Annotated in this window: 9 protein-coding genes; 5 read left to right on the forward strand and 4 right to left on the reverse strand. The window is 73.4% G+C overall.

Going from position 1 to position 9,121, the window contains the following annotated elements:
- Window positions 1-258: 258 nt before the first annotated feature.
- Window positions 259-1,932: a PucR family transcriptional regulator gene (locus tag ACZ619_RS25735; RefSeq protein WP_469603251.1), complete on the forward strand. Its 1,674-nt coding sequence runs from the start codon at window positions 259-261 to the stop codon at window positions 1,930-1,932.
- A 168-nt stretch (window positions 1,933-2,100) separates the two neighbouring features.
- Entirely contained in the window at window positions 2,101-2,868 is a 768-nt protein-coding gene (locus tag ACZ619_RS25740; RefSeq protein WP_469603254.1) for a hypothetical protein, read from the forward strand.
- 288 nt (window positions 2,869-3,156) lie between these two features.
- Here the strand turns inward: ACZ619_RS25740 and ACZ619_RS25745 are convergent, their stop codons facing one another.
- Entirely contained in the window at window positions 3,157-3,978 is an 822-nt protein-coding gene (locus ACZ619_RS25745; RefSeq protein WP_469603257.1) for a GntR family transcriptional regulator, read from the reverse strand.
- Between the two features lie 165 nt (window positions 3,979-4,143).
- On the opposite strand from ACZ619_RS25745, the gene ACZ619_RS25750 reads away from it, so the two are divergent.
- Together ACZ619_RS25750 and ACZ619_RS25755 are read left to right on the forward strand one after the other, a co-directional pair.
- Window positions 4,144-4,968 carry a (2Fe-2S)-binding protein gene (locus ACZ619_RS25750; protein WP_469603260.1) on the forward strand — a complete coding sequence of 275 codons (825 nt, stop codon included), beginning with the start codon at window positions 4,144-4,146 and terminating at the stop codon, window positions 4,966-4,968.
- 339 nt (window positions 4,969-5,307) lie between these two features.
- The gene (locus ACZ619_RS25755) at window positions 5,308-6,339 is read left to right on the forward strand and encodes a DUF2637 domain-containing protein (protein WP_469603263.1); all 1,032 of its coding nucleotides are present in this window, start codon (window positions 5,308-5,310) and stop codon (window positions 6,337-6,339) included.
- 113 nt (window positions 6,340-6,452) lie between these two features.
- Here ACZ619_RS25755 and ACZ619_RS25760 read toward each other — a convergent pair whose 3' ends face one another.
- The 3 genes from ACZ619_RS25760 to ACZ619_RS25770 all read right to left on the reverse strand — a co-directional run bounded on the left by ACZ619_RS25760 (window position 6,453) and on the right by ACZ619_RS25770 (window position 8,342).
- Complete coding sequence (locus tag ACZ619_RS25760) at window positions 6,453-6,932, reverse strand: ATP-binding protein (protein ID WP_469603265.1); 480 nt, start codon at window positions 6,930-6,932, stop codon at window positions 6,453-6,455.
- 276 nt (window positions 6,933-7,208) lie between these two features.
- A complete protein-coding gene (locus ACZ619_RS25765; protein WP_469603268.1) occupies window positions 7,209-7,673 on the reverse strand; it encodes a hypothetical protein in 465 nt (154 codons plus the stop codon).
- Window positions 7,674-7,712: 39 nt separating this feature from the next.
- Window positions 7,713-8,342: a hypothetical protein gene (locus tag ACZ619_RS25770; protein WP_469603271.1), complete on the reverse strand. Its 630-nt coding sequence runs from the start codon at window positions 8,340-8,342 to the stop codon at window positions 7,713-7,715.
- Between the two features lie 215 nt (window positions 8,343-8,557).
- On the opposite strand from ACZ619_RS25770, the gene ACZ619_RS25775 reads away from it, so the two are divergent.
- Window positions 8,558-9,121 (forward strand): helix-turn-helix domain-containing protein (locus ACZ619_RS25775; RefSeq protein WP_469603274.1); only part of this gene is annotated, 564 nt, incomplete at its 3' end.

Genomic DNA, 9,121 nt, shown 5'->3' on the forward strand with positions numbered 1-9,121 from the left:
GCCCCGTACTCCAGCGGGGTCAGTCACCGAAACCATGAAGGAGTTGGCTGGCCAGCACGGGCATCTTGTAGATTCGTATGAACGGAGGTCATCAGTAACCTCCTGGTTTTCCTGTGGAAACCCGGGAAACGCCCTGGCGACCGTCGGTTGCGGTCCCGCAGCTCTCGGTCACGGCCCGCGGCGGCGCCCGCCGGGTGCGTTCCCCATGCCCCTTCAAGATTCATCGTAGATTTCGAGACACGGAACGGCGGCGACGAGATGCGGCTGCGCGCACTGCTGGACACCGATGCGCTGGGCCTGCGGCTGCTCGGCGGCGAGGACGAGCTGGACCGCACCGTACGCGGGGTCATGACCACGGACCTGCGCGACCCCAGCCGCTACCTCTCGGGGGGCGAGCTGGTGCTGACGGGCCTGGCCTGGCGCCGGGACGCGGCGGACTCCGAGCCGTTCGCACGGCTGCTGGTGCAGGCCGGGGTGGCGGCGCTGGCGGCCGGTGAGGCCGAGCTGGGCAACGTCCCGGACGATCTGATCGCGGCCTGCGCGCGCCACCGCCTGCCCCTGTTCGCGGTGCACGAGTCGGTGGCGTTCGCGACGATCACCGAGCATGTCGTACGGCAGGTCAGCGGCGAGCGGGCCGGGGACCTCGCGGCGGTCGTGGACCGGCACCGCCGGATGATGACCTCGGGCCCGGCGGGCGGCGGTCCTGACGTGGTGCTGGACCTGCTCGGTTCCGACCTCGACCTGCGTGCCTGGGTGCTGTCCCCGACGGGCCGGCTGATCGCGGGTTCCAAGGTGACGGGCCCGGCGCTGCCCGCCGACGCCTGCGCCGGCCTGGCCGCCGAGCACCTGGCCGCCACCCGCACCGGCCGCCGCGGCCCGTACCGCGTGCTGCTGGACGGCACGACGTACTCGCTCTTCCCGATCCGTGCCGGCGGCCGCCCCCCGCAGGGGTCCCGGGACGTGCGCGAGACGGTCCTGTCGGACTGGCTGCTGGCCGTCGAGGCGGACGCGGGCGACTGGCCCGAGGAGCGGCTGGATCTGCTCCAGGGCGTCACCCAGCTGATCTGCGTGGAGCGCGACCGCCGGGACGCGGCCCGCACGGTACGGCGCCGGCTGGCCCAGGAGGTCCTGGAGCTGGTCCAGGCGGGCGCGGCGCCGGCCGAGATCGCCGCCCGGCTGCGGGTGGCCGCCCCGGTGCTGCTGCCGGGCCTCGGCGCGGCCCCGCACTGGCAGGTGGTCGTCGCCCGGGTCGAGTGGGCGGGCGGGGAGGTCGAGGGCGGTCCGGTGGCCCAGTCCCTGCTGGAGGAGATCCTGGTCGACCCGCTGGCGACCGGACCCGAGCCCTCCGACCGGATAGCGGTGGCCCACACCGGCGACGAGGCGATCGCCCTGGTCCCGCTGCCCGCCGTCGCCGCCGAGCACGACGGCTCCGAGTCCGGCATCCACGCCGACGCGCTGCTGGGGGCCGTACGGGACCCGCTGTCGGCGGGCCTGGGCGAGGACGGCCGGGTCACGCTCGGGGTCAGCGCGGCCGTGCACTCGGCGGAGGGGCTGCGCGGCGCGCTGGAGGAGGCCCGGCACGCCCGCCGGGTTGCCGCGGCCCGGCCCGGCCGGGTCTGCGCGGCGGGCCACCAGGAACTGGCCTCGCACGTCCTGCTGCTCCCCTTCGTGCCCGACGACGTCCGCCGCGCCTTCACCGCCCGGCTGCTGGACCCCCTGCGCGACTACGACCGTCGCCACCGCGCCGAGCTGATCCCGACGCTGGAGGCATTCCTGGAGTGCGACGGCTCCTGGACCCGCTGCGCCACCCGTCTCCACCTGCACGTCAACACACTGCGCTACCGCGTCGGCAGGATCGAGCAGTTGACGGGCCGGGACCTGTCCCGGCTGGAGGACAAGCTCGATTTCTTCCTGGCGTTGCGGATGAGCTGAGGTCACGCGGGCGTGCGACCGGTTCACGTCAAGTACGGTCACTGTCCCACGACTTTGTGAAATTATTCACCCACCCTCTTGGCCCCGCGCCGTGATCGATGCTGGAATGCCGCCACCACTTCACTGCTCGACGGCGCGCTAGGGGAGGGCAACGTGGCGTACTCCGCCATGTCTGGGAACGGAACGAACGCCGGTGACGATCCGCTCCAGACCGCGGTATGGCGGCTGCGCTCGCGGGCCTGCTGGGCCGACGCGGCGGCTCTGCTGCCGTCGGACACCGCGGCGTACTCGCTGCAACGGGCGGGGCTGATGGTCGAACGGTGCCTGTACACCGAGCGGGGCTGGGAAGAGGCCGAGGACGCGCTGCGGACGGCGGAGGCCCAGGCCCGTACCGACGAGGAACGGGGGGCGGCCGCCTGCGAACGCGGCCAGCTCGCCTACGCGGCGACGCTGCACGCGGTGCGCGACCGGGCCGACGAGGCGCGGGCGGCGCTCGGCAGGGCGGCGGCGCTGATCCCTCCGGGGGCGCCGGAGCGGGCGCTCCTGGACTTCCGCCGGGGCCTGCTGGCGGAGAACCTCACCCGGTCCCCGCAGGCGGCGCGCGCGGCCTACCGCCGGGCCCACGCGGCGGCCACCGCCCACGCCGATCCGCTGCTGCTGTCGTTCACCTGGCGCCATCTGGCGGGACTGGCCCTGCGGGACGGCGAGTTGGCGGAGGCCCGGCACGGCTTCGCCGAGTCGCTGCGGATCAGGGAGGAACTCGGCTACCTCGTCGGCACGGCCCCGGCCCTCGCCTCCCTGGCCGACGCGGAGTCGGAACCGGAGGCCTCACGCCTGCGCGAGGAGGCCGGACGGCTGTTCAGGCTCCTGGGCGGCGTCCCGACCTGGCTGGCCCGCCAGTTGACGCCACCCACACCAGGAGCGGCCACGGCCTGAGAGGGCCGCCCCCTGGCGGGGGAGCGGGGAAACGGCGAGGGCCCGGGGGAAACGGCGAGGGCGCGGGGAAACGGCGGGGGCGCAGGGAAACTGCGCCCGCGGGGAAACCGTGAGGCGCGGGAAACCGCGCGACCGGCACCCGCAGACCCGCACCCGGCACCCGGCACCCGGCGCACACTCGACGCCCACTCGACGCCCACTCGACGCCCGCCGCGCACCCGGCGCACCCGGCGCACCCGGCGCACCCGGCGCACCCGCGCGGTGGTCCCCCTGGGAGGTCTCCGCTCCTCACCCCGCGTCGGCGAAGTGCCCCGTCACCAGCGTCCGGACGGCGTCCAGGTCCCGCGCGGCCAACGCCTCCAGCAGCGCCGCGTGTTCCGCCGCGTCCGCCACCATCTCGGCCCGGGCCAGGCGCAGCGGAACCGCGCGCCGGTGCAGATCCTCCGCGATCTGCACCAACTGCTCGTTGCCGGCGAGGGCCAGCACCGCCCGGTGGAACGCCCGGTCGGCCTCCGCGTACGTCGCCCTGCACCCCGTCGCCGCGGCCCGCGCCGTCTCCTCGGCCAGCGGCCGCAACGCGGCCCACCGCTCGGCCGGCACACTGCGCGCGAGCCGCATGAGCACCGGCACCTCGATCAGCGCCCGCACCTCGGCGAGTTCGGCGAGCTCCCGCGCGCCCCGCCGCACGACCCGGAACCCGCGGTTGGGCACGACCTCGACCGCGCCCTCCTGGGCCAGTTGCTGCATCGCCTCGCGCACCGGCGTGGCGGAGACCCCGAACCGCTCCCCCAGCGCCGGGCCCGAGTAGACCTCGCCCGGCGCCAGCTCACCGCTGGCCAGCGCGGTGCGCAGCGCGTCCAGGATCTGCCCGCGCACGGAGGCCCGCTGCACGGCGGGCCTGGGCCGCGGGGCCGGCCGCTCTCCGTGGGCGCGCTCAGCGTGGGCGCGCTCCCCGTGCGGGTGCTCACCGTGGGTGTGCTCGCCGCGGGCCGCCGCCGTACCGGCGTATCCGGCGGCGTCACGGGCGGTGGAGCGGGTCGCCGTCTCCCCGGACCGTTGCGCGGGCACTCTGGCCGCCTCGGCGGGAGCCGCGTGCGCGTCCTGCTTCACGGGTCCTCCTCCGGGCCGTCGGCACTTGGGTCATTAACGGCGGGTTGTTACTTGTCCGTCAAGCACCTTAGGCGCACAAGGCGCCAGTTCAAATTTCCGTTCGGATGGGTAAGGTAAGGCTTACTTATTCAGCAGCCGGTTTCCGTGTCCGATCGGTGGTCACCCATGCCCTCCCCCGTCTCCGCGGCCTACGCCCGCCTCACCGAGGTCTACGCCGAACTCGCGGTGACCGAGCTCGGTCCGGACGAGGAGGCACCCCGGGGCGCCGGCTGGGTCGGCGCCGCGGAACTCGCGGCGGGCGGCCCCGGCCTGGACGCCTTCCTCGCCTGGGACGAGGACCAGGTGGTGCGGGACTACGGACAGCAGGCCCGCCCCGACGTGATCGCGAGCTTCGGCCTGCACCGGTACGCCTGGCCCGCCTGCCTCCTGATCACCGTCCCGTGGTTCCTGGACCGCCGGGTGCCGCGGCTGCCGGCGGACGGCGTCTCCTACGACCGCGTGGCCGGCCGGATGGCCGTGCGCGTCGCGTCCTTCGCCTGCCTCCCGGACGACCCGGCCGCGACACTGCCCGGCGCGGTCGTGGTCGCCGACGAGGAGGCGCTGCGGGCGGCGGTGCGGGCGGCCGTCGCCGAGCACCTGGAACCGGTCCTCGGCGGCTTCGGCCCGCGGATGCGGCGCCGCGGGCGCGCGCTGTGGGGCATGGCGACCGACGAGATCGTCGAGGGGCTCTGGTACATCGCCGAACTCCTCGGCGAGGAGGAACGGGCCGTACGGGCGATCGAGCAGCTGCTCCCGGGAGCCACCAAGCCGTACGTCGGCTCGGCCGGGTTCCGCGTGCTGACCGGGCCGGACGGGCAGCCGCTGCCCACCCGGGACCGGGCGAGCTGCTGCATGTTCTACACCGTGCGCCCCGAGCTGATGTGCGACACCTGCCCTCGGACCTGCGAGGACGAGCGGATCGCCAAACTCGCGGCGGCAGCGGCGGCCTGAGGCGCCCTCAGGGCCGCGCGCCGGGCGCACCACGGGCGTACCCCGCGTTCGGGCCACCCCGTGGCATCCACTAGGATCACCCATGGCAAGATCACCCATGCGGACAGTGAATTCACAACTTCCTCACTTGCCGCAGGAACTTTCCGAGGAACCACCCGTATGGGTAGTCTTACTCGAACTCAACTCCCGCCCCTCACGCGGCAGTTCGAGCAGAATGCCGCCCTGGGGCATCCCCTTGTACTTCCTTGGCGGCCTCTTGCCCCGAAACCCCCTGAGGGCCAGTGGAATTGGGCCACTATGGCGGGCGATACGCCCTATCCCAATGCAAGGGACCCCTAGATGAGACTGACCGACATATCGCTGAACTGGCTGCTACCCGGCGCCGTACTGCTCCTGGGCATGCTGGTCGCGGTGGCGGTACTGACGCGCTCCAAGCGGTCCAGCGGGGAGCACGCGAAGGACGACTCGTGGGAGCGCAGCGAGGAGCGGCGTCGGCGCAAGGAGGCCATATACGGCACCGTCTCCTACGCGCTCCTGTTCGCCTCGGCGTCGGTGGCCGCGGCTCTCTCGTTCCGCGGGCTGGTCGGCTTCGGCCAGCAGAACCTCGGCCTGTCCGACGGCTGGGAGTACCTGGTGCCGTTCGGCCTGGACGGTGCGGCGATGTTCTCCTCCGTCCTCGCGGTGCGCGAGGCGAGCCACGGTGACGCGGCCCTCGGCTCCCGCATGCTCGTGTGGACGTTCGCGGGCGCCGCGGCCTGGTTCAACTGGGTGCACGCGCCCAGGGGTGTCGACCACGCCGGCGCTCCGCAGTTCTTCGCCGGCATGTCCCTGTCCGCGGCCGTCCTGTTCGACCGCGCCCTGAAGCAGACCCGCAAGGCCGCCCTGCGCGAGCAGGGTCTGGTCCCGCGGCCGCTGCCGCAGATCCGTATCGTGCGCTGGCTGCGCGCTCCCCGCGAGACCTACAAGGCCTGGTCGCTGATGCTCCTGGAGGGCGTGCGCAGCCTGGACGAGGCGGTCGAGGAGGTGCGCGACGACCAGCGGCAGAAGGAGCAGAACCGGCTGCTCCGCCGCGAGAAGGACCGCCTGGAGCGGGCCCAGCTCAAGGCGATAAGCCGCGGCCACCGCGGCTTCGTCGGACGCACCGGTCGGCAGGACGAGGTGCACCAGGTCGAACGCGGACCTTCGCAGGCCTCCGCGGAGCCTGCCATATCGCCGGAACTGCCCGTACGCTCTCGGCCCTCCCTGCAGCCGGTCCGCAAAGGGTCTGATCCGATCACGGTCGACCTGACCGCGGAGGACGACACAATGGCGCTGCCTCGACTGGACTCGCTCGAGCGCAAGCTCAAGGACCTTGAGCAGCAGTTCGGCTGACGACCGGACGGCATTCGGGACGGGGGCGTGACCTTCAGGGTCACGCCCCCGTCCCGTTGTATACGCGACCGCCGTTCGCCGCCGGTGCACACGTCCGGTGTACGCGCTCGTCGCTAGGCGGCCTCGGCGTCCAGTTCGAACCACACCGACTTGCCGACGCCGTGCGCCTGTACGCCCCACGCGTCCGCGAGGGAGTCGACCAGCACCATGCCCCGGCCGTGTGTGCCGTCGCCGCCGCCCGGGGTGCACACCCGCGGCCTGCGCGCCGTGAAGTCCCGTACCTCCACCCGCAGTTGACTGGGCTCCAGGAAGGCCGTCAGCACGGCCTCGCGGTCGGTGTGGACGAGCGCGTTGGTGACGAGTTCGCTGGTCAGCAGTTCCGCGATCTCGGAGCGGCCCGGTCTCCCCCAGTGCCGCAGCAGTTCCCTCAGTTCCCTGCGCGCCTCGGGCACCGCCCGCAGGTCCGACCGTCCCAGCCGACACCTGAGCCGTGCCGGGTGTCCCCGTTCCGTCGTGTCGGTCTCTTCCCCCGTGGATCTCGCCGAGGAGGCCCCGATGGCAACGGGACCGCCCCCTCGCGCCTGACTGTTCATGACCCCCGCCCGCACGCGTTGCCGATTCCCCTCCTGATCGAACACGTTCACGGGGATCCATGCCCGCTCGGGCACGCGCCAGTCATGTCACGCGGATGACGCCGGGGTGTTCGGCCATGTCCAGGAGGGGTCCCGGCCCGTACGTCGTCTCCCGGACCGTCCCGTACGCGCCAGCGGTGCCGTCGACCAGGCGTGAAACAGCCCCTCGGGCACCCCCGGGAGCTGTTTCACGCGGTCCGCGGCCCCGCCGAAGCTGGCCGAAAGCCGCTCTTCCGGCTAGTTGCCGGCGGGACCGGTGGTGCCGATGCGAGTGATCTTGTGGGTGCGGTGGTTCATGTCGACGACCAGCTTCGAGGTGCTGTTGCGGCTCCAGGTGAGGGTGATGACGGCCTCGGTGCGGTTGCCGGCCGTGCCCTGGTCCGTGACCTTCCACTTGAGCGGGGTGTTCTGGGCGCGCAGCACCCCGTCCGCGTGCTCGCGGTTCTCCCAGGCCGCCAGCTTCCTCAGGTAGGCGGAGTCGATGTAGTACGCGCGCAGCGCGACGGGCAGCCGGCCACTGCCGTCGGGGTCGCTCTCGGCGTCGATGTAGGCGCCGTAGAAGTCGGCGATGCGGGTGATGTCGTCGCCCGGGGCACCGCTGACGCCGCGCGGCGCGCCGGCCGAGGCCTGCGCGGTGGCGCCGAGCCCGAGGGCCACGGCGAGCATGCCGACGGTGAGGACGGTGCGGGTCTTGCTGATCATGTTCGTTCCCCGTGTTCTGTGAGCTGGTTTCTTCGAACGTCAGTGGAGCTTGCGCACGGCCGTGGCGGTCGTCTTCCGGAACTCCTTCACCGGCGCGTCCGCGAAGCCGCCGAGCTGCCCCCAGTCCACGACCGTGACGGTGCGCCCCTCCCGGCCGAGCGAGAGCAGCCGGATGTCGGCGGCGCCCCACGAGGTCACCGTGCGCAGGGCGTAGACATGGGCGCCGTCGCCGACGCGCAGGTCGCCGAGGTCCCGGAAGGCGGCCCGGGTCTGCGGGTCGTCCCTCTCGATCCGGTCCGCGCAGGACACGATGTCCTCGTCCAGCTTCGCGAAGCGGCCCCGCGCGGCACGCGCGCTCGGCAGTTCGGCGGTGATCTGACGGGCACTCGTGTCGAGGTCGGTCCGGAACTCCCGGTGCCGGCTGTCCTGGCCGCCGCCGAGCGCGACGCCCAGGCAGGTGTCCTGCCGTACGGCTTCCGGCAGGCCGGCGGTGACCCGGCCGGCCGTCCAGGACGAGCCGGGGCGCGGCGGCAGGTCGGCCGCGGCGAGGAAGCCGGACGTCCCGGGTGCGGCCGCCGCCGGTGCGGCGAGTGCGGTACCGGCGGCCAGTGCGGCGCCGACGAGTGCGGTGAACGCGGTGAGCGCGCCGGTCCTGGTGCGCTTGGGCATGGGTGTCCCCCGTGGACGGTTGCGTGGATGCGGGCTGCCGCGGACCCCGCCGGCCGGTCGGTCCGGCGCCGGTCGGTGCGGCACCAGAAGCATCGGCGCTCACCGCGGCGCACCGCAACGGCGACCGCCCGGTTCACCGCCCTGGAACCATCCCAGCCCTTTTGACGTGCAGGTATACGAGTGCCTGGGATGCCGACGACCGGGGGAAGGTACCCGTGCGGGACGATGTCGAGGAGTTCGCGGCGCTGCTGCGCGCGCTGAAGAACCGTACGGACCGGAGCTACGGCTCCCTGGCCCGGCGCCTCCACATGAACACCTCCACCCTGCACCGCTACTGCGCGGGGGAGGCGGTGCCCCAGGACTTCGCCCCCGTCGAACGGCTGGCCGCGTTCTGCGGGGCGGCCCCGGCGGAACGCCTCGAACTCCACGAGCGCTGGCTGCGAGCGGTGGCGGCACGCCAACGGCCCCGCCCGACGGCACCAGAACCGGAAGCACCAAATCCAGCCGCACCGGCACCGGCAGCGCCAGACGTCCCCCCGGCCGAAAAGAAAGGGTCGGCGAAGGAGACGACGGAGACGGAAGCCGAGGCGGAGGTGGAAGCGGAGTCGGAGGCGCAGGTGGAAGCCGAGGCGGAGGTGGAAGCGCAGTCGGAGGCGCAGGTGGAAGCCGAGGCGGAGGCGCAGTCGGAGGCGCAGGTGGAAGCCGAGGCGGAGGCGCAGTCGGAGGCGCAGGTGGAAGCCGAGGCGGAGGCGCAGTCGGAGGCGCAGGTGGAAGCCGAA

It is taken from the genome of Streptomyces sp. NPDC104367 (assembly GCF_055583825.1).